The organism is Bartonella rhinolophi, from assembly GCF_036576165.1.
Taxonomy (GTDB): domain Bacteria; phylum Pseudomonadota; class Alphaproteobacteria; order Rhizobiales; family Rhizobiaceae; genus Bartonella.
In genome coordinates this window covers 111,082-131,373 of the sequence record NZ_JBAFWY010000001.1, presented here as the reverse complement: position 1 = coordinate 131,373, position 20,292 = coordinate 111,082, and the positions used below count along the sequence as shown (strand labels likewise).

19 protein-coding genes and 1 other RNA gene are annotated in these 20,292 nt (G+C 38.0%); 4 read left to right on the top strand and 16 right to left on the bottom strand.

Annotated features, from left to right (window positions below; translation table 11 throughout):
• Positions 1-5: 5 nt before the first annotated feature.
• From V5N67_RS00515 to V5N67_RS00445, 15 genes are all read right to left on the bottom strand, one after another.
• Entirely contained in the window at positions 6-419 is a 414-nt protein-coding gene (locus V5N67_RS00515) for a helix-turn-helix domain-containing protein (protein WP_332059779.1), read from the bottom strand.
• 148 nt (positions 420-567) lie between these two features.
• Complete coding sequence (gene lnt, locus V5N67_RS00510; protein ID WP_332059777.1) at positions 568-2,205, bottom strand: apolipoprotein N-acyltransferase; 1,638 nt, start codon at positions 2,203-2,205, stop codon at positions 568-570.
• Positions 2,168-3,187, bottom strand: a complete 1,020-nt coding sequence (locus V5N67_RS00505) for a hemolysin family protein (RefSeq protein WP_332059776.1) — start codon at positions 3,185-3,187, stop codon at positions 2,168-2,170. The genes lnt and V5N67_RS00505 overlap by 38 nt, the downstream gene beginning before the upstream one ends.
• A 98-nt stretch (positions 3,188-3,285) precedes the next feature.
• Positions 3,286-3,762 carry an rRNA maturation RNase YbeY gene (gene ybeY, locus V5N67_RS00500; protein WP_332059774.1) on the bottom strand — a complete coding sequence of 159 codons (477 nt, stop codon included), beginning with the start codon at positions 3,760-3,762 and terminating at the stop codon, positions 3,286-3,288.
• The gene (locus tag V5N67_RS00495) at positions 3,759-4,883 is read right to left on the bottom strand and encodes a PhoH family protein (RefSeq protein ID WP_332059773.1); all 1,125 of its coding nucleotides are present in this window, start codon (positions 4,881-4,883) and stop codon (positions 3,759-3,761) included. The genes ybeY and V5N67_RS00495 overlap by 4 nt, the downstream gene beginning before the upstream one ends.
• 134 nt (positions 4,884-5,017) lie before the next feature.
• Positions 5,018-6,394: a tRNA (N6-isopentenyl adenosine(37)-C2)-methylthiotransferase MiaB gene (gene miaB, locus V5N67_RS00490; protein ID WP_332059772.1), complete on the bottom strand. Its 1,377-nt coding sequence runs from the start codon at positions 6,392-6,394 to the stop codon at positions 5,018-5,020.
• Between the two features lie 30 nt (positions 6,395-6,424).
• Positions 6,425-6,916, bottom strand: coding sequence for a ribosomal protein S18-alanine N-acetyltransferase (rimI, locus tag V5N67_RS00485; protein ID WP_332059771.1), 492 nt, complete (start codon positions 6,914-6,916; stop codon positions 6,425-6,427).
• On the bottom strand, positions 6,916-7,599 hold the full coding sequence (gene tsaB, locus V5N67_RS00480) for a tRNA (adenosine(37)-N6)-threonylcarbamoyltransferase complex dimerization subunit type 1 TsaB (RefSeq protein ID WP_332059769.1): 684 nt from the start codon (positions 7,597-7,599) through the stop codon (positions 6,916-6,918). The genes rimI and tsaB overlap by 1 nt, the downstream gene beginning before the upstream one ends.
• Before the next feature lie 1,129 nt (positions 7,600-8,728).
• Complete coding sequence (locus V5N67_RS00475; RefSeq protein ID WP_332060283.1) at positions 8,729-9,754, bottom strand: YeiH family protein; 1,026 nt, start codon at positions 9,752-9,754, stop codon at positions 8,729-8,731.
• A gap of 70 nt (positions 9,755-9,824) precedes the next feature.
• The gene (gene recR / locus V5N67_RS00470; protein WP_332059767.1) at positions 9,825-10,430 is read right to left on the bottom strand and encodes a recombination mediator RecR; all 606 of its coding nucleotides are present in this window, start codon (positions 10,428-10,430) and stop codon (positions 9,825-9,827) included.
• A 40-nt stretch (positions 10,431-10,470) separates the two neighbouring features.
• Positions 10,471-10,794, bottom strand: a complete 324-nt coding sequence (locus V5N67_RS00465; protein WP_332059766.1) for a YbaB/EbfC family nucleoid-associated protein — start codon at positions 10,792-10,794, stop codon at positions 10,471-10,473.
• 21 nt (positions 10,795-10,815) lie between these two features.
• Positions 10,816-12,708 (bottom strand): DNA polymerase III subunit gamma/tau, encoded by a 1,893-nt coding sequence (locus tag V5N67_RS00460; protein WP_442879215.1) that lies wholly within the window; start codon positions 12,706-12,708, stop codon positions 10,816-10,818.
• Between the two features lie 234 nt (positions 12,709-12,942).
• An RNA gene (ffs, locus tag V5N67_RS00455) (signal recognition particle sRNA small type) lies at positions 12,943-13,040 on the bottom strand.
• Between the two features lie 156 nt (positions 13,041-13,196).
• A complete protein-coding gene (locus V5N67_RS00450) occupies positions 13,197-14,075 on the bottom strand; it encodes a prephenate dehydratase (RefSeq protein ID WP_332059763.1) in 879 nt (292 codons plus the stop codon).
• Entirely contained in the window at positions 14,072-14,803 is a 732-nt protein-coding gene (locus tag V5N67_RS00445; protein WP_332059762.1) for a 3-deoxy-manno-octulosonate cytidylyltransferase, read from the bottom strand. The genes V5N67_RS00450 and V5N67_RS00445 overlap by 4 nt, the downstream gene beginning before the upstream one ends.
• A gap of 115 nt (positions 14,804-14,918) precedes the next feature.
• On the opposite strand from V5N67_RS00445, the gene V5N67_RS00440 reads away from it, so the two are divergent.
• The 4 genes from V5N67_RS00440 to V5N67_RS00425 all read left to right on the top strand — a co-directional run bounded on the left by V5N67_RS00440 (position 14,919) and on the right by V5N67_RS00425 (position 19,491).
• Positions 14,919-15,479 (top strand): c-type cytochrome, encoded by a 561-nt coding sequence (locus V5N67_RS00440; RefSeq protein ID WP_332059761.1) that lies wholly within the window; start codon positions 14,919-14,921, stop codon positions 15,477-15,479.
• Between the two features lie 144 nt (positions 15,480-15,623).
• Complete coding sequence (locus V5N67_RS00435; protein WP_332059760.1) at positions 15,624-16,742, top strand: microcin C ABC transporter permease YejB; 1,119 nt, start codon at positions 15,624-15,626, stop codon at positions 16,740-16,742.
• Entirely contained in the window at positions 16,742-17,884 is a 1,143-nt protein-coding gene (locus V5N67_RS00430) for an ABC transporter permease (protein WP_332060282.1), read from the top strand. The genes V5N67_RS00435 and V5N67_RS00430 overlap by 1 nt, the downstream gene beginning before the upstream one ends.
• Positions 17,881-19,491, top strand: coding sequence for an ABC transporter ATP-binding protein (locus V5N67_RS00425; RefSeq protein WP_332059759.1), 1,611 nt, complete (start codon positions 17,881-17,883; stop codon positions 19,489-19,491). The genes V5N67_RS00430 and V5N67_RS00425 overlap by 4 nt, the downstream gene beginning before the upstream one ends.
• Here the strand turns inward: V5N67_RS00425 and V5N67_RS00420 are convergent.
• Complete coding sequence (locus V5N67_RS00420) at positions 19,437-20,225, bottom strand: molybdopterin-synthase adenylyltransferase MoeB (protein ID WP_332059758.1); 789 nt, start codon at positions 20,223-20,225, stop codon at positions 19,437-19,439. The genes V5N67_RS00425 and V5N67_RS00420 overlap by 55 nt on opposite strands.
• Positions 20,226-20,292 lie beyond the last annotated feature (67 nt).

Here is a 20,292-nt window from a genome sequence, read left to right as displayed (position 1 = left end):
TTATTTTATAGTTTGTTTGTCAAATCTTCTTCAGACAGTGCTTTAGCCAAATCAATAATTTTTCGACGTACTTTGGCATCAGAGATATTAGTGAAAGCTCGCATAAGTTGGATTCCCTCATTACTGGAGCAAAAATCCATAAAATTGCTATCGCTTTCAGCAAAACCTTCTATATGTTGGGTAGCAATGCCTTTATCAAAAAAATAAGAAACAGGCACATCCATAATTTCTGCAATCGCTTGAAGACGACTTGCACCAATACGGTTTGTACCTTTTTCATACTTTTGGATTTGTTGGAAAGTGATGCCTAATTTTTCCCCCAATTTTTCTTGGGTAAGTCCTAAAATATTACGACGTAAACGAATACGGGTTCCGACATAAATATCTATAGGATCGGGCTTTTTTTTAGTATCGGTCATAATGCAACTCTTCATTTTCAGCGCTTTACTTCCAAACCAACATCAGATTTATGTGAGGTCAGTCTATCACACAATTAAGAGAATATGTAATATTTTTTCCCAACGTCACTGATATGCAAGGTGCAATATCATATACATGGGCAATTGATTATTTAGACTGTTTTGTAAAACCAAAAACAGCGCAACACAATAGCATAAGAATGAATAAGATGAAAGTGGAGAATATTCTGTATTTGTTGCTCCATGTAGGAGAAATAGGTGATGGAATTGGTGAATCGATGATGCCAATAGCATTTTGCTTAAGAGCTACAACGATTCGCCCATAAGAATCAATAACAGCTGATATCCCATTATTGGCTGCGCGTATGAGGGGAATCCCTAGTTCAACTGCGCGCAACCGTGCTTGTTGAAAATGTTGGTATGGGCCAGGTGTAACGCCAAACCATGCATCATTTGTAATATTAATAATTGCTTGAGGAGGAGAGCCTTTAAAAGTCATTTCATTAGGAAATATCGCTTCGTAACAAATCAACGGAAGATAAGAAAACCCGTTTGGCATTGTGACAGTTTTGCGTACACTAGCAGCACTGTATCCACCTATATTATCAGCAAGGGCATGCAATCCAATTTTATTCAACAAATTCTGATAAGGAAGATATTCACCAAAAGGAACTAGATGAAGTTTATCGGAAGTATGAAGAATATCACCCTTTGCATTAACCACTGCAATCGTATTAAAATGCTGTATTTTTCGAGCATTAAGAGAATTATTATCGGTGCGTACAGCTCCAATAATAGCCCATTGTTCAGGTTTGAGAAGAGAAGCAATATGCACTGCAAGAGCGGGCGAATCATTAAGAATATAGGGAACAGATGCTTCAGGCCATATGATAAAGTCGGGTTCGTGTTTGTGATTGGCTGTTGGCGTAGAGCTTAGATTCATATGAGTTGCTAATATAGCTTTTGGTACAGTGTTATTCAATTTTGCGTTTTGCGTGATAGAAGGCTGGACGATACGTACCCAAAAATTGCTTTTTTTGTAATCAGCTGTGTTAGGTGCTGTGTTGAGGCGATAAAGTCCAAAACCACTGTGGGTTAATATAAGGGATAGGCAGAGAAAAAGTGCAAATTTCTTTTTTTCATTCGTTAAGAAAACAGTTGGTAAACTGTAAGCTAAAACAGCAAGAATATTCATTCCGTAAAGCCCTACTATGGCATCTGATTGCATGAGTATCGGGGTTGGCATAGCTGTATAACCAAGAGCACTCCATGGAAATCCTGTAAACAGAATAGCACGCAACCACTCTGCTAAGCCTAGTGCAAAAGCTAAGGTAAAGAAGCGTGCTATTCCCTTTGTCCATAACAAACCAACAATAAAACCAGCACAAAACCAATAAAGAGAAAGATAGAGAGGAGGGAAAAGAATAGCAAATGGTACTGCCCAGCCAAAAGTAGCTGGATCTATCAATAAAGCATTTCCCAGCCACCAAAGGCTGCAAATAAAATAACTGAAGCCAAAGATTCCACAACTTAAAGCATAAGTCAGAAGGCGTTTTTTATTGTTTTGAATGGCACTTATTTTGTCAAGAAAGACAATAAAGACGGGAAAAGTTAAAAAGCAGAGTGGCGTGAAACAAAAGGGTGGAAGTGCAAAAGATGTAAATGCACCACACAAAAACACTATTGCTTGCCGTCTCCAGCCAGTAACAGCAAACAAGAAAAGCATGAAGCTATTAAAAGATACTCGGCTATTCTTTAGAAATAACATTTTGCTTAAAATTTTCATTTTCCGAGATACGAAAAATGCGCAATCGCTTAATTCGACGTTTATCGGCTTCTAAAATACGGAATTGATAGCCTGGCACGGCTTTAATGACTTCACCTTTTGTAGGAATACGATCAAGAATAGAAACGATCAAACCACCAATGGTATCGACTTCATCACCATGTTCTCCTACGATAAAGTCAGGGCCAAGAGCTTTTTTTACGTCTTCTAACTCCGTTTTCGCATCAACAAGCCATTTATTATTAGGTTCGCGCACAATAGCATTATCAACATTGTCATGCTCATCTTCGATATCGCCAACGACTAGCTCGACAATATCTTCCATAGAAACTAAGCCGTCTGTGCCACCATGTTCATCAATAACCAAGGCCATTTGTGTTCGTGTAGCTTGCATACGCGTTAGTAATTTGCTTGCTAGCATGGAGCTAGGAACGAAGAGAACTGTTCGAATCAGATCTAGTTCGCCAATTGGAATATGCAAATCTGTATGGTTTAACTGAAACAAATCAGATGTCTTTTCGATCTGGGATGACTTGGTAATAAAGTGCGTTATATAATTAAGGATATCACGAATATGAATCATTCCTCTTGGATCATCTAAGGTTTCAGCATAAACAGGTATGCGAGAATGACCAATTTTTGCAAAACATTTAAGAGTTTCTCCAAGAGAGGTGTTTATTTCTAACGCTTCAATTTCAGAACGTGGAATCATAACATCATCAACGCGTGCTTCGCGTAAGCGTAAGATATTGTGAAGCATAATACGCTCTTCAGGTGAGAAGAGAGACGCGTCTTTTTCATTGTCAGTAGCCAGTGCAGTGGTAAGATCATCGCGCAATGATGTATAATTGCGGCCACGTAAGAACGAAAATAAATGATTCATCAGGGAGTTTTTTTCTGTATGATTTGTTCGTTGAGAGGGATGCCCTTCAATATTAGAAGATGTGTGACTGTTATTTTGTGCATTAACTTTGTCTGCCATAGTTCTCAAATATTCTAAATTTTCTTTTTATACCAGATGCATAAGGTGATTTAAATTGTATGGTTGTCGTATTGATTTAAAAAGTTAATCCTATCCTTTTAAGGCAATTCAATATAGGGATCTTTTATGGAAAGCTTTTGAAGAATTTCTCTTTCAAGCTTTTCCATTTGCTGAGCTTCATCGGCTATTTCATGATTATAGCCAAGAAGATGAAGAACACCATGAACAATCATATGCGTTAAGTGATCCTCGAATGATTTTCCTTCCTTCTTGGCTTCAAGCGCAACAGTTTCTCGTGCAATGACAATATCACCAAGCATAAGTCTAGGAGGTTGTCCAGCTTTAAGAGGAAAAGCAGGAAAGGACAACACATTAGTAGGTTTGTTTTTATTGCGCCATTGTGCATTGATTTGCGCCATGTGTTTGTCATCCGTAAAAAGCAGACTAACTTCACTTACAACATTCTCCAATGAAACATGACGCATTGTAGTTTTTAACGCTTTTTCAGTGATATTATAAAGCATTTGCTTATCATTCCACCCAGGGTTCTCAATAGTTATATCAATAGTAATCATGATGATTCGAATTTATTTTTTTGATGAAGAGGATGAGAGTGGTATTTTTTATTTTGTGCACCAACGTCGTTATCATAAGCACGGACAATAGCAGCAACAAGAGGATGACGCACAACATCTTTTTCATTAAAACGAATGATTGCAATATTGTCTACGTGTGAAAGAATGCGGATTGCTTCAATTAAACCTGATTTTTGTCCTGCGGGTAAATCAATTTGGCTGACATCACCAGTAATAATCATTCGCGTTCCTTCTCCAAGACGCGTGAGGAACATTTTCATTTGCATGGGGGTGGTATTCTGTGCTTCATCAAGAATAACAGCTGCATGAGCAAGTGTTCGTCCACGCATGAAGGCAAGAGGAGCAATTTCTATGACACCAGAAGCTAGAATGCGTTCTACTTTTTCGACTGGCATCATGTCATAGAGGGCATCATAAAGTGGTCGCAAATACGGATCAACTTTTTCTTTAAGATCACCAGGAAGAAAGCCTAGATGTTCCCCAGCTTCAACGGCAGGACGTGAAAGGATGATTCGTTCAATGACACCGCGTTCTAGGAGCGCTGCAGCATGTGCAACAGCGAGATATGTTTTGCCTGTCCCTGCTGGACCTATACCAAAAACAAGTTCAGTATGTTCCATTGCGCGTATATAAGTATCTTGTGTCGGGGTTCGGGCATGGATTATTTTTTTATGGGTACTCAACCGTGCTGGTATATGCTTTGTCGCAGGTTGGGTTATTGTTAGCAATTCTTGAGGCTCTTGAGAAAAATTTGCCATAGCAATCGCTCCTTCTATATCTGATAAAGTGAGCTCTTGATGTGTTTTGGCGCGTTCATAAAGCTGCTGTAATACATATTGTGCACGCCTCGTAGCAGCCACCTTCCCATGGATTGAAACTTCATTGCCGCGTGGATAAATACTAATATCAAACTTTTGTTCAATATAAGTAAGGTTTTCGTCGAATTGACCAAATACTGCTTTTGCATATTTATTGTTTTCAAAAATTAAAACAATATGGTTAACACCTGATGCACGTGCTTTTTCTGAGTTACCGGTATTTTCAGGACAAGGCCTTATTTTTTCTTTAATACGCTTCACGTTTTCGGTTGAGATTTTCAACCTATTCTCCCATATCTACCACAAGTGTCACACACTTTTTTAAATAAATTTTATAAACTTTAGATGCGATCACTTTAATTCAAAAATAAAATAATTTTCTATAATTTATGTTTTTAAAAACGTTAAAGATGCACTTATACATTTACTGCTTCACCTACAAAACTGTTTGATCCTGCATTTTTAATCTGAATTTTCATCACCGTGCCTGTAGAGGATTTTGTATTTACTACAACAGGTAAAAGCCAAGGTGAGCGACCTATCATTTGCCCAGAGTGACGACCAGCTTTTTCGATGAGAACATTGGTTGTTTGACCAACTTTAGAGTGCAAAAACGCATGTTGCTGCTCAAGAAGCAACACTTGTAAATGTTGGAGCCGAGTATCTTTTACAGTTTCATCAATATGATTTTTCATTGCTGCACCAATTGTTCCAGGTCGAGGCGAATACTTGAAAGAATAGGCTGAACTATATTGCACTTGTTTTATAAGCTTGATGGTTTCCTCAAAGTCTTCATCTGTTTCTCCTGGAAATCCTACAATAAAATCACCTGAAAAAGCAATATCGGGTCGAGCTGTACGAATTTTTTCGATAAGCTTAAGATAATGAATACTTTTGTGTTGACGATTCATTGCTTTTAGAATGCGATCTGAGCCCGATTGGACGGGAAGATGCAGATAGGGCATTAATATATCAAGATCTCGATGAGCAGCAATAAGGCTATCATCCATATCACGAGGATGGCTAGTTGTGTAACGTAGACGCTTTAAACCATCCAGTTTTGCAAGATGATAGAGAAGATCGCCAAGCCGCCAAGTCTTTCCGTCAGCACTTTGTCCGTGCCAACCATTTACATTTTGTCCAAGAAGTGTAATTTCTTTGACACCAGCTTCAATGAGTTGGCGAGCTTCTTCAGTAATTTGTTCAACTGATCGCGATATTTCAGCACCCCGTGTGTAAGGTACAACACAAAAAGTGCAAAATTTATCGCAACCTTCTTGCACAGTTAAAAACGCACTAACACCTCGTTTTTTTACGGCACTTTTATTATGAGGCGGTAAATGAGCAAATTTATCCTCAACAGCATAGTCTGTTTCAACGATTTTTTTTCCTTGTTGGGCTTGTTTTAACAAGTCTGGCAAACGATGATACATTTGCGGACCAATAACAAGATCCACTGTTGGCGCGCGGCGCAAAATTTCACTTCCCTCAGCTTGTGCAACACAACCAGTTACTCCGACCATTAAAGGTTTGTCAGGTGTGCGTTTTTGACGTATCATTCGCAAGCGACCAAGATCAGAATAGAGCTTTTCTGCTGCTTTTTCCCGAATATGACAGGTATTCACAAGAATAAGGTCGGCATCATTTGGTGTTTGTGTGGTAACATAACCCTGTGAACTAAGACTATCATTCATCCGTTGGCTGTCATAAACATTCATTTGACATCCATAAGTTTTAATAAAAACCTTTTTCGGAGTAACAGGGAGTGAATTTTTAGGATTTGCTTGTTTCATAACGCATTCTAAACTTTTTTTGTGTGAAACTCAATCTGTTTGCGTAAAAGTTTTTTGCATAATAATTGCATCTGTGCGGTTATCCTTTGATGGATAGTAAGCAAGACGTTTAGCAATTTTTTGGAATTCGAAACGCTGATAAAGGCTTAAAGCAGAAAGATTATTTTCTTCTACCTCTAAGAATAGTTTTATAGCGCGTTCGTGATGAAGGTGCCGAAGTGTGCTATCGATAAGCAAATAGCCAATCCCTTGTCGACGGCAATGAGGGTGAACCGCAATTGTGATGATTTCTGCTTCATCAAGAATAAGACGGCATAGGCAAAAGCCTAAAATTTTATTGGGTTGGCCAATAATAGAGACTTTGTATCCGAAGATAGAGCAATCTTTTAAAAAATTATCAAATGTTTGTTTTCCCCAAGCTGGGACAAAACAACGCTGATGAATTTGATGAAGGAGAGCGCTGTCATCAGTTTGTAGAGGGGCAACCCAAAAATGCCTGTTTGTAAATGAAAATTTAGCCATTATTTTTTTCGTGGTAAGGCAAAATCAGTTTGTTGTTTTGCATCAGCATTACGTAGATAAAGTGGACGAGGTGAGCCTTGGGGCTGTTTTTGAGCAGCAAGGTGGGCATAGTTTACAATATCGGCTGCTTCGCATAAAGTTTGATCTAATATGATTTTTTTATCTATTTTATGGTTTTTAATGTGTAGCGCAATGATATCAGCTGCTGACCCCGTTATCCTCGTTTGCGGAGGCAAATCTTTTATGATATCTCCGATTGTTTTTAAGCTAGGTAATCCTAAAGGTGTGAGATCTTCATTAAAATTTTGATAGTAGAACATGTCTTTACCAGCTTGAATGACAACAGTAATTATTGATTCGTTATTTTTATTGGTTATCTGTGCTGCTGATGCTTCAAGTGCACTTACCCCAACGGCTGGTATTTCTAATGCTAATGCCAAAGCTCTTGCTGTTGAAACACCCACACGCACACCAGTGAACGATCCAGGTCCAATATTAACAGCAATACGGTCAACTTGATTGAGAGTGACATTGGCTTGGTCGGTTATTTGTGCAATGTGTCCTATGAGTCTTTCGGCATGCCCCCTGTTCATGCGTTCGCTGATATGGGCAATGACGGATTGATGGCGAATAAGCGCAACGGTACAATAAATTGAAGCAGTGTCTATGGCAAGAATAAGCATAAAAATATTTTAGTTGAATAATACGATAAACAAAAGACCTACTGTGTTTTTTAGTCTTTTTTATTTAAAATAATATCCTTCATAGAATTGTTGCGCGAAACTGTATTATGATCATATGGTGAGAAAAAAGGAGGGGGGAATTGTTATTTTTCTGATATATTGTGATTATTTCGCAACTTTTAAATATTTTCGCGTATTATTTTATTTTCTATTAGTGCATATGTTCTGATATTTATCATAGTATCGCGTAAATGACCTTTTATTCTGTTTTTAATCAGACAGCTAAGTGTTAGCACAAATTATATATAGGTAAGGCACATATGTATGCTGATATTCCTTCTTTGAAGACCAAAATCTTTATGATCAAGATCTGCTTTCGTTCAGGATAGTTAAGTAGCATCAGAAAAAATATGTTGTAGTTTAACACGATTTAGTATGGAGTTAACAACAAATCTATTGATTGTTTTTAATTGCATATTAGCGATTTTGGTAAAATTATCGTTTAGCTTGATCCATTTAAATGTTCTTCTGCAGCAAATTTATGGTAAAAATTATGCCACATTGTCCAGACTCATTTTAGTATGGCTTTGGTAGCAACATTTTTTGTAAGTTCATTTAGATATTTGATTTTTTCAGAATAAATTTAGTATGACACTTGCAGATGTGGGGGAAAGAGAGAAAAAGATATAATTACTAATATTGAAATTGCCACAATAATGGAAAAGTAAAGCATATAACCAGCTGTAATTTTACTTCGTTGATATATTTATAACACTTTAAAAAAGTTTGAGAGCCAAAAGCAACCTCGTTTTTTCCAGCAATAGCATATCTATTAGTTTTTTGTGAAAATTGATTTTGATTATGGAAAATGAAAAAATAGCATGTTTTTTAATGAGTTATAGACTCAATATCATGTGCTATTTAGCTGTGAATAATTATTGTATTGAGAAACCGATTCAACATGCAACTTAGTTAGGAGTTGCTGCTAATTAAAGTAAGACGCATTCGGTTTTTTTGTATGGAATGATAAAGAAGTTTTTATGGTGGATCTCGTTTGCTGAAAAGGTTGTAATATGAGCAAATCTGTAGAGTGTTTGTGAGCTTACATTGAAAAAATATTTCAGAGTACTCAAGCTATATGGTGTAGATTAATCGATTTTATCATAATAAGGCTACAAATACTGAGGATGAGTATGGAGCAGATTGAAGCAAAAATAACGCGCAATCCTGACTTTTTTAATGAGCGGATATCAACTTCTAATCCTAGTGCTGCCATTGAGATGATAGTAAAAAACTGTGCAATAAATCTGATGGGATTGATGACAGTTGCAGGAATAAACCCGCTTGAACGGATAAGCATCATGATAATAAAACCAATAATAAACCATGGAACAAGATTGTGTAGACGCAAATGTGTTTGTGTTGATCGACGATAAATAATTGATAAAATAAAAATCACAGGGGCTAGCATGAGCACTCGCACCAATTTGACAATTGTTGCAATTTGGACGCTTATAAAAGATACAGATGCTGTTGCTGCTATAACTTGTGGTACAGCGTAAACAGTCATGCCTACAAGTACACCGTATTGACTAAATGACAAATTCAGCAGTGGATGTAAAAAGGGTAGAAGTAAGATAATAAAAACCCCTAAAATAGCACTAAAGGCAATTGATGCAGCTACATCTTCCCGTTTCGCGTTGATGACAGGTGCAGTTGCTACAATAGCTGAATTGCCACAAATAGCATTACCACAAGCAATTAGTATTGCTAAATTCATAGAAAGCCCAAAAAATCGGCTGATGGCAAAACTGATGAGAAGGGTTATAAATGTAAAAAATATAATACTAACAAGTAAACTCCAATTGACTAAAAAAATTGTGTAGATGCTAATGCTGGCTCCTAAAAGAACAATAACAATTTCGAGAAGTGTTTTTGCACAAAAAGTTATACCTTTTTGAAAATATATTGGCAAAGTAAAACAACTACGGGTAATAGATCCTAATAAGATTGCCAAAACAAGGCTTTCGAGCCATTTTTCTGCGAATAGCTGTTTTTCAATTATTTCTAAACCATAAGCTAAGACGGAGATGAACAAGCATACTAAAATTCCAGGACAAAAATCGCGCAGAAGGGAAAGCCTTTTCTTAAGTATTTTGAATATTTTTCTATACATTAAGAGACAATGACAAATAAAAAGGGTTATAATTTAAGCGAAGATAATTTTAAAGATTGGTTCTTGCTTGTAGAGCTGCGGCTAAGGTTCCATCATCAAGGTAATCCAGCTCACCTCCTACTGGCACTCCATGAGCAAGCCGAGTAATTTTAACAGAAAAATTTGAGAGTTGATCAGTGATATAGTGCGCTGTTGTTTGTCCTTCAACGGTAGCATTAACGGCTAAAATAACTTCAGTAATTGGACTGTTTACAACACGTTGTACTAAGGGAGCGATATTGAGTTCATCTGGACCTATTCCATCTAATGGAGAAAGTCGTCCGCCCAATACGTGATAACGTGCAGCTAGAGTTTTAGCGCGTTCAAGAGCCCAGAGATCAGCAATATCTTCAACAACAATAATTGTAGTATCATCACGGCGGGGATCTGTACAAATTGAACAGGGGTCAGCTGTATCTACATTGCCACAAACAGAACAAATGCAGACTTTATCTGCAGCAGCTTGTATTGCTGCTCCTAAGGGCTCTAATAATATTTCCTTTTTTTTTATAAGGTGGAGGGCAGCACGGCGCGCTGAACGTGGACCAAGACCTGGTATCCGTGCTAAAAGCTGAATGAGATGCTCAATTTCAGATCCTGCAATGTGTTTAGCCATACTATTTATTGTCCAAGAGGGGTAGATAAAATGTTGTTCATTAGAACGGAAGTTTGAAACCTGATGGGAATGGTAATCCTGCTGTTATGCTTTGGGTTTTTTCTGCTATAGCTGTTTCAATTTTTGCTTTAGCTTCATTATAGGCTGCCATAATAAGATCTTCAAGAATTTCAGTTTCTTCGGGTTTTATTAGTGAAGGATCAATTGTGATCGCCGTTATAGTATTTTGGCCATTTAAAGTAATACTGACAAGCCCACCGCCAGCAGTGCCAATTTCTTGCAAGTTAACCATTTCTTTCTGAATTTGCTGCATTTTTTCTTGCATTTCTTTAGCTTTTTTCATCATACTCATCATATCGCGCATAAGAATAGGTGTCCTTATTTATTATTGATTACTTTTATTTTTAAAGGTATCGGGAGATAAATCAAGATCATTTGCTTGTGTATTCGGACGATTATCGACAATTTCTGCTCCTGGAAAATGATTGAGGATTGTTGCGATATCAGGATCTTTCTGTACAAAAGTCATACTTTCCTCTTTTAAAGTTGGTCCTCCTCCTTCATTGATGAAGGATATAGTGTAATGTTTTCCAATCCATTGAGACAGCATTTTTTTTATGTCATCTGCAAGTGCACTGGGAGCATTTTCAGAAAGTCTTAAAGTAATATGTTCTGGCTCAAAAGAAACAGGATGAACAAAATCTGTAATAAGCGCTTTAAAAGGAATTTCATGATATTGTTCAGCTAACTTAACAATATCATGCAAAGAATCGATAATGACGTTCTTTTGTCCAACAACTTCTTTTTCTGTTTTCAGAGTAGGATGCGGTAAATCTGCAATATTTTCAGAAAGATTAGCAAACTGAGAAGTTTCAGAAATTTCTTTTATTTTAAAAGAATTTGTATCTTCAGGAATTTGCATCTTCAATGAGTTTTCCATTGGTGAAGAGTGATCTAATTGATTGCTCAAAGGTGTGTTTAAATCGGGTTGGTTTGGTGATGTGTTTAAAGTGCGTGATGAAGAATGAACAGATGCAACTGCTTCTTTTGTCGTATTATTTGCGCTCGTGGATTCTTGGTGAAAAGATTGTGGAACGATTGTGAGGGGTGTTTTGTCTTGCGAAATCTTTTTTAAAGCTTCATCAAGAGTCGGCAGGTCAGCAGTGTGAGCAAGACGAATCAATAACATTTCGGCAGCTTGAAGTGGACGAGCAGTTTGACTAACTTCCTGTAAGCCTTTGAGTAGCATTTGCCAGTTCCGAGACAAAATGGGGATGGAAAGTTTTTGTGAAAAATTTAAGCTTTTTAAACGCTCACCTTCAGTAAGTGAAAAATCTTCCGCTATTTCTGGTGTAAAACGCAAACGTGTAACTAGATGATTGAAATCAGCCAATTCCGTTAATATAGTGAGAGGATTAGCACCTGAATCGTATTGACTGCGAAATTCATTCAATGCGCTTACAATATCACCTTTCATGATGAATTCAAAAAGATCAATAATACGTGCTTGATCCGCCAGCCCTAACATTGTGCGTACCGTAATTGCACTGACATTGCCATTGCTATGCGCAATCGCTTGATCCAAAATGGATAGCGCATCACGTGCAGATCCTTCTGCGGCACGTGCAATCATGGAGAGTGCTTGATCTTCCACTTTCACGTTTTCATGTTTAGCAATTTGGCGCAAATGAGTGACCAAAACTGCCGATTCAATGCGCCGTAAATCAAAGCGCTGGCAACGTGAAAGGATGGTAATAGGAACTTTGCGAATTTCTGTCGTAGCAAAAATAAATTTTACATGTGCTGGTGGTTCTTCAAGTGTTTTCAATAAGCCGTTAAATGCTTGTGTTGAGAGCATATGCACTTCATCAATAATATAAACTTTATAGCGTGCAGAAACAGGACAGTAACGTATCTGTTCAATAATTTCACGAATATCATCAATTCCCGTATGTGAAGCTGCGTCCATTTCTATAACATCGAGATGGCGTCCCTCGATGATTTGTGTACAATGTTCACCTAGTGTATCCAATGCAGTAGTTGGTTGGTCGATATCTTGTGTTTTGTAGTTAAGCGCGCGTGCTAAAATACGTGCTGTTGTAGTTTTACCTACTCCGCGAATTCCAGTAAGCATCCATGCTTGTGCAATGCGTCCTGTTGCAAAGGCATTAGTAAGGGTGCGCACCATTGCTTCTTGACCAATGAGGTCAGAGAAATTCTGAGGTCTATATTTGCGAGCAAGAACGCGATAGGCTGTTTCTACCGGCACGTTTTCCATCAATGATTCCAATTTTGAAGTTCTTTTGAGTGCATTTTCATAACACAAGAGTACAAACTAATTATTGTACTTTAGATATAAAAGGACTGTTCCTCAATCAATTTATTTTTTTGAAGAAGCGGGATCATTTGTCTAAAAATGATCAGAACCTCTTTATTTGCCAAATATAGAATGCTTCTATGCAGCTTGAAAAGCTTTACTGAAAAACGACAAAAACACGATTTATTCAATGAAATAGGAGGTTGGTACAATGACCCGCACTAAAACTCGTTGGGGCTGCTTCTTTCCAGACCTGACCCAGTTGGCGAGCAGTTCGTCCACCACCAACCTCCCGAGTGCATATTGTCAATTTAAAATGAAAAATCAAGTTAATAAATGAAAAAGATGGAAAGAACGATCGAAAATTTTTCCTTTAAGCTTAATTTTATGCCATGAAGTATAGGGATACGAACTCCTTTTTAGTATTCAATGAAGAAGAATTGTGCAATTTAATTGTCCTTCATATGTGTGTGCGGTGCTCGATCATTTTTAGCTGGATAAATGCCGATGATGCGAAATTCTGCAGAAAAGAAAGCTAATTCTTCTAAAGCGAGTTGCATCATAGGATCTTCAGGATGTCCTTCAATATCAATAAAGAACTGTGTTGCATTAAAATTTCCGCCAATTTGATAACTTTCTAATTTTGTCACATTAATACCGTTTGTAGCAAATCCTCCCATAGCTTTATAGAGGGCAGCTGGAACATTACGAACTCGAAAAAGAAGGCTTGTTATGATTTTTTCGCCGTTTTGAGGTTTGGGTACATTCCATTGAGAACGTGAAAGGATAACAAAACGGGTAATATTATGGGGACTATCTTCAACATTTTTTTCAAGAATATCAAGTCCATAAAGCTCTGCTGCCATAAGAGGTGCTAAGGCTGCTTGTGAACGTTTAGCGGTTTTTTTTATAAACTTTGCGGCTCCAGCGGTATCGGCTGAAATGACAGGTTTCCAACCATTATTACGTATGATTTTACGGCATTGTGCAAGGGCATGAGTATGGCTGTGAATCGTTTCAATTTCTTCATGTGTAACACTAGGTAAAACTAATAATTGAAAATGGATGGGCAGAAAATATTCACCAACAATATAGAGGGATGAGTGCGGTAAAAGATGATGAATATCTGCAACACGTCCAGCAAGAGTATTTTCAATAGGAATCATAGCAAGATCAGCTTGTCCACTTTCTACTAAATTGAGTGCATCCTCAAAAGTGGTAGAGGGTACGGCATTCATATCGGGAAACATGTCGGAACAAGCAATATGAGAATTGGCGCCGTATTCTCCTTGAAAAGAGATTTTATTAGTTTTTTCAGTTATCTTCATGCTAAAATCTTACGTACTTTATCAAGATCACGTTGCGTGTCTACTCCTAAGGGAATTGTATCAATTATTTCTACATCGATACGCATATTATGCTCTAATGCACGTAATTGTTCAAGTTTTTCACGTTGCTCGAGTGTAGAAGGTTTGAGCGCTACAAATTGTTCAAGCGCTTTACGTCGGTAGGCATATATTCCGATATGATGGTAGAGAGTACCATTTCCATAAGGCGCTGTTGCGCGGGTAAAATAAAGCGCACGAAGACGATTTTGAGAAAGCGGTGTGCCAATAATTTTTACTATATTCGGATCTGTTTTTTCATTTTCCTCAACAATTTTTGCACCCAAGGTTGCAATATCAGTGAGGCTATTTTCTAAGGGTCGTAAAGCACTTATGATTTCATTGGGTGTTATTGTTGGGAGATCACCTTGTACATTCAAAATGGCATTATAGCGTCTTTCAGGGTCAATATTGGTTAAAGCTTCATAAATACGATCAGATCCAGATTTGTGATTACCACATGTTATGATACATTCATGTCCGTAAGATGTAACAGCTTTTGCAATATCATTATGATCTGTTGCAACGATAGTACGCCCTAATGCAGCTTTTTTTGACTGTTCAATGACATGAACAATCATGGGCTTTCCAGCGATTTCAGCGAGAGCTTTTTGAGGAAGACGGGTTGAGCCTATACGGGCGGGGATGAGAATAATTGGTTCAATAGTCATCGTAAATTTCCAAATATCAAATATTATGTGTGTGATGCGTTTGTAATATTGTGTATTATAAAGAAAAAGCTTAAACTGAAAACGGTAATGAAAAAACGTGGGTGTGTGAATTTTTATGAGTCGTTTGAAAGCTGCTTATTTTTTTTGTGCTTGTCTATTGTTGCTGATTATTTTTGCAGGAATCTTTATGATGAGTGATTGGTTCCGTGATACTTCTGCACCGGTTCAAAATTCTTATGAAATTACAGAAAAGGATGTGCTCAAGGACGAGCAAAAAATGTCGGTTCTCTCTTTGTCATTGAATGATCGTCTTCAACAAGGCGATCTTGAAAATGGACGTAAAATTTTTCGTCGATGCGCTATATGTCATACCTCTGGGCGTAATGAATCTGGTCGTGTTGGTCCAGCACTTTGGGAAGTTGTCAATCGCCCTTTAGCAGCAACAACAAATTTTGCTTATTCACGGGTTTTGCGTGAAAACTCTGATCAAAGATGGGATTTTGTGACCTTGGATCGTTATCTGCAATCGCCGCGTGAAGCATTTCCAGGGACAATAATGTCTTTTCGTGGAATCAAAAATGACCAAGAGCGTGCTGATCTTTTGCTTTATTTACGGAGTTTATCCGATCATCCTGTTCCCTTGCCAGTAGATAACAAAGAAGGTGAACCAAACTGAGTTGTATCAAAAATGCTCTTTTGGAGAAGGGATGTGATTGGTTTTTATTTTTAATCTTGTTGTCATGAATTTATCAAAAAAATTGTTATTGATACGTTATTTAAAGTTGATTCGGACGACTATGTCAGAAGGTGAAAATAAAAAATGACAGCCTATATTCTTCGGCGTCTTTTACTCATTATACCGACGCTGATCGGTATCTTAACGGTAACCTTTATCATTATTCAGTTTACGCCAGGTGGGCCTATTGAAAATATTATTGCTCAATTACAAGGAATAGGTGGTGACGCTGTAGGACGATTAGGTGGTGGAAGTGATCTTGGTCTTTCTTCTGACGTTGTTTTGGATGGTGCTCAAGTTGAGTCTTCTCCTGGGGCTTTTAAATATCGTGGTGCACAAGGGTTAGATCCAGAATTTATTGCCAAACTGGAAAAGCAATTTGGGTTTGATAAGCCGCCTTTGGAGCGTTATTTGATAATGCTTGGTCGTTATTTGCGTTTTGATTTTGGAGATTCTTATATACAAGGGCGTTCGGTTATTGAGCTTATTAAAAGCGCTTTACCCGTTTCTGTTTCGCTCGGGTTTTGGCAATTGCTGATTTCTTATGCCATTTCTATACCATTAGGAATCCGTAAAGCTCTTAAAGAGGGGACAGCTTTTGATGTATGGACAAGCGCTATTATCATCATTGGCTATGCCATTCCAAGTTTTCTCTTTGGTATTTTTTTAATGGTTTTCTTTGCTGGAGGGTCTTTTTTCAATTGGTTTCCATTAAGCCATTTAACGTCTGATAATTTTGATCAATTATCTTTTGGGGGAAAAATATTAGATTATCTTTACCATTTGGTTCTTCCGTTAACGGCAATGATCATTTCTTCTTTTGCTACAACGACATTGCTGACAAAAAATTGTTTTCTAGAAGAGATTCGTCAACAGTATGTCACCACAGCACGCGCTAAGGGATTAAGTGAACGCTCAGTTCTTTATGGTCATGTTTTTCGCAATGCAATTTTAGTTGTGGTTGCCAGTTTTCCTGCAACTTTTATGGCATCATTTTTTAGTGGGTCTTTGTTGATTGAAATGCTTTATTCGTTAAATGGTATGGGGCTTTTAAGTTATACGTCTATTGTCAATCGTGATTATTCTGTTGTATTTGCGTCTCTCTATATTTTTTCACTTATTGGTCTGATTGTTAGTCTCATTTCTGATGTCGTTTATATGCTAGTTGATCCACGTATTGATTTTGATAAAAAGGATTTGTGATGCAGGAAGTAGGGCATGATAGTGCGCATAGTTCTAAGTTGCAGAAAGAACCTTTTTTTTCTCCATTGAATGCGCGTCGTTGGCGCAACTTTAAGAAAAATCGACGCGGTTGGTGGTCATTATGGTTCTTTTTATTTTTGTGTTTTTGTTCTTTTTCGGCAGAATTTATTGCCAATGACCGTCCAATTATTGCTTCTTATAAAGGAGAGCTACTCTTTCCTATTTTTTTTGATTATCCTGATGAAAAATTTGGTGGAAGCTTAATTGTAGCAGATTTTCGTGATCCTTTTATTCAAAATGAAATTGCGCAACATGGTTGGGCGTTATGGCCGCCGGTGCGTTATTCTTATAACACAGTAATGGGAAATAGAACTGTAGCGTTAGCGCCACCTTTTTGGCTTCAAAGTAAAGAAGAACGTTGTGTCAATTATGCTCAAGGAAGCGCTGATCCAGAATGTACAATAGATCAGTGGAATTGGCTTGGAACAGATGATCTGACACGTGATATTTTTGCACGCGTTTTATACGGTTTCCGAGTGTCAATAACTTTTAGCATTCTTTTAACGGTTATTTCCACGATCATCGGTGTTACAGCAGGAGCTGTTCAAGGATATTTTGGTGGTTGGGTTGATTTAATCTTTCAGCGCTTGATTGAAATATGGTCTTCTGTGCCATCACTTTATTTGGTTATTATCATGGCAGCAGTTTTGGCACAGGGTTTTTGGGTGTTGTTGGGAGTTATGCTTCTTTTTCAATGGGTAACGTTAGTTGGTGTGGTGCGCGCAGAATTTTTACGTGCGCGCAATTTTACCTATGTTGATGCTGCGCGTGCTTTAGGGGTTCCTAATAGCACTATTATGGTGAGGCATTTATTGCCAAATGCGATGGTTGCTGCCTTGACCTATATGCCTTTTTTATTAACATCGGGAGTTTCATTACTTACATCACTTGATTATTTGGGGTTTGGTCTTCCTCCTGGTTATGCTTCTTTAGGTGAATTGATGCGGCAAGCTACCATTAACTTAAATGCTCCTTGGATTGGTATTACAGGGTTTGTTGTTATTGCTGTTATGTTATCGTTGTTGGCGTTTATTGGTGAAGCTGCGCGAGATGCTTTTGACCCGCGAAAGACATTAAAATGACAAATTTGCTTTCAGTACGTGATCTTTCAGTTGCATTCCACCAAGCGGAAGAAAAAAAATACATTATTGAACAAGTTTCTTTCGAGATTAAAGAAGGAGAGACGGTTGCTTTGGTAGGGGAATCGGGTTCTGGAAAATCGGTAACGGCACTGTCTATTTTGCAATTATTGCCTTTTTTGAAAACGCTTTATCAGTCGGGTGAAATTCTTTTTAACAATAAGGATTTATTGAAGCAGAAAGAAGAAGATTTGCGTAAAATTCGTGGTAAAGATATTGCCATGATTTTTCAGGAACCTATGACCGCTCTTAATCCTTTGCATAATGTAGAGCGCCAGATAGGTGAAGTTCTTAAAATGCACTCAAATATATCAGATCAATCACTACAAACAAGTGTTATTGATTTATTGACTCAGGTAGGAATTCGTGAACCACAAAAACGTTTGAGTTCATTTCCTCATCAATTATCTGGTGGACAACGGCAACGGGTGATGATTGCGATGGCACTTGCAAATAACCCACGATTATTGATTGCTGATGAGCCGACAACAGCACTTGATGTGACTGTTCAAGCAAAAATTCTTGAGCTTTTGATGCAACTTAAAAAGCGCAACAATATGTCAATGCTTTTTATTACCCATGATTTAGCTGTTGTGCGCCGTATTGCAGATCGTGTCTATGTGATGAGAAAAGGAAAAATTGTTGAAAGTGGTTCAACAGACGGATTGTTCAAAAATCCCCAACAGCCCTATACGAAGCAATTATTGGCAGCAGAACCTAAAGGTCATCCTCTTCAAGTTGATGAGAATGCACCCATTTTGATACAAGGCAAGAAAGTTAATGTCTGGTTTCCGATTAAAAAAGGTTTATTGCGGCGAACAATAGATTATGTGAAGGCTGTTCAGGATATAGACATTACAATTCGTGTTGGTCAAACGCTTGGTGTTGTAGGTGAATCTGGTTCAGGAAAAACAACATTGGGGCTTGCGCTGATACGGATGTTGTCTTCCAAAGGGCAAATTACTTTTGACAATATAGACATTAGCAACTTTACTTTCAGGAAGATGCGCTCTTTACGCCGTCATATCCAGATTGTTTTTCAAGATCCTTTTGGCTCTCTTTCTCCACGTATGTCTATCAGTGAAATTATCGCTGAAGGATTATTAATCCATGAATCCCAGCTTTCTTATTCTGAACGCGATGATCGTGTCATTGCAGCATTGCGTGAGGTTGATCTCGATCCTTCTACGCGTCATCGTTATCCACATGAGTTTTCTGGTGGACAGAGACAGCGGATTGCTCTCGCGCGTGCAATAATCCTTAAGCCGCGCTTTCTTATGCTGGATGAACCAACCTCTTCTCTTGATGTAAGTGTGCAGGCGCAAATCATTGATCTTTTGCGTCATTTGCAACAAAAATATCATTTAGGCTATTTGTTTATTAGTCATAATCTGAAAGTTGTGAAAGCGTTGGCACATGAAGTGATTGTTATGCGTAATGGAGAAATGGTTGAGCATGGTCCTGCTGATCGTATTTTTTCTTGTCCCCAAAAACCTTATACGCAAACTCTGCTGACTGCTGCATTCGCACTAGAATCTGACCGTTTATAGGTAATGACATTAAATTGCGCTAACAGTCCATTATAGAGAAGAATTTTCCCTACTAAAGGTTCACCAGTGTTTGTAATAAGTTTTATAGCTTCCATTGCTTGTAGTGTTCCGATGACTCCAGGTAAAGCACCAATAATTCCAGTTGTAGCACATGTTGGGATCGTGTCAGGATCTGGTGGATTGGGAAATAAGTCGCGATAGTGAGGATTGTTGTCTTTATAAGGCATAAGCACCGTCAGTGAGCCGTTGAAACGCTCTACAGCGCCACTTATCAAAGGTTTTTCGCACTGGGCAGCATGATCAGCGAGAAGGTAGCGTGTAGAAAAATTATCGCTACCATCGATAATGATGTGGTAAGTGTTTAGCAGTTTATCCACATTATCTTTATCCAAACGTAGATTGTGTTTTTCAACCGTAATATGGGGGTTTATTGCTTTTATAGTGGACTTAGCGCTGTCGGTTTTGGGTTGATTAATTGTGTTTGTTTTGTGAATAATTTGGCGTTGTAAATTGGAGAGCGAAACGATATCATCATCGACAATTCCAAGGGTACCAACGCCCGCTGCAGCCAAATAAGTTAAAGCAGGAGCACCAAGACCACCTGCTCCAACGACAAGAACGCGTGCAGCTTTGAGTTTTTGCTGTCCTACGCCACCAATTTCAGGCAAAATGATGTGGCGTGCGTAACGCTTGATTTCTTCGTCGCTTAATTTTGTATCAGTGTCTTGTATCATAGGCTTTCTCTTGTCATAGTTCCTTTATTATTTACTAAGTTTATTGCGCATAGACCAGTCCACTTTT

Coding starts and splice junctions, on each gene's coding strand:
- lnt (WP_332059777.1), bottom strand. CDS start 2,205: ATGAAAATTTTAAGCAAAATGTTATTTCTAAAGAATAGCCGAGTATCT.
- V5N67_RS00445 (WP_332059762.1), bottom strand. CDS start 14,803: ATGACTATTGAACCAATTATTCTCATCCCCGCCCGTATAGGCTCAACC.
- tsaB (WP_332059769.1), bottom strand. CDS start 7,599: ATGCTTATTCTTGCCATAGACACTGCTTCAATTTATTGTACCGTTGCG.
- V5N67_RS00460 (WP_442879215.1), bottom strand. CDS start 12,708: ATGGAAAACGTGCCGGTAGAAACAGCCTATCGCGTTCTTGCTCGCAAA.
- ybeY (WP_332059774.1), bottom strand. CDS start 3,762: ATGATTACTATTGATATAACTATTGAGAACCCTGGGTGGAATGATAAG.
- V5N67_RS00430 (WP_332060282.1), top strand. CDS start 16,742: ATGCAGGAAGTAGGGCATGATAGTGCGCATAGTTCTAAGTTGCAGAAA.
- rimI (WP_332059771.1), bottom strand. CDS start 6,916: ATGGCTAAATTTTCATTTACAAACAGGCATTTTTGGGTTGCCCCTCTA.
- V5N67_RS00420 (WP_332059758.1), bottom strand. CDS start 20,225: ATGATACAAGACACTGATACAAAATTAAGCGACGAAGAAATCAAGCGT.
- V5N67_RS00505 (WP_332059776.1), bottom strand. CDS start 3,187: ATGGCAGACAAAGTTAATGCACAAAATAACAGTCACACATCTTCTAAT.
- V5N67_RS00435 (WP_332059760.1), top strand. CDS start 15,624: ATGACAGCCTATATTCTTCGGCGTCTTTTACTCATTATACCGACGCTG.
- V5N67_RS00440 (WP_332059761.1), top strand. CDS start 14,919: ATGAGTCGTTTGAAAGCTGCTTATTTTTTTTGTGCTTGTCTATTGTTG.
- miaB (WP_332059772.1), bottom strand. CDS start 6,394: ATGAAACAAGCAAATCCTAAAAATTCACTCCCTGTTACTCCGAAAAAG.
- V5N67_RS00425 (WP_332059759.1), top strand. CDS start 17,881: ATGACAAATTTGCTTTCAGTACGTGATCTTTCAGTTGCATTCCACCAA.
- V5N67_RS00515 (WP_332059779.1), bottom strand. CDS start 419: ATGACCGATACTAAAAAAAAGCCCGATCCTATAGATATTTATGTCGGA.
- V5N67_RS00450 (WP_332059763.1), bottom strand. CDS start 14,075: ATGAAGATAACTGAAAAAACTAATAAAATCTCTTTTCAAGGAGAATAC.
- recR (WP_332059767.1), bottom strand. CDS start 10,430: ATGGCTAAACACATTGCAGGATCTGAAATTGAGCATCTCATTCAGCTT.
- V5N67_RS00465 (WP_332059766.1), bottom strand. CDS start 10,794: ATGCGCGATATGATGAGTATGATGAAAAAAGCTAAAGAAATGCAAGAA.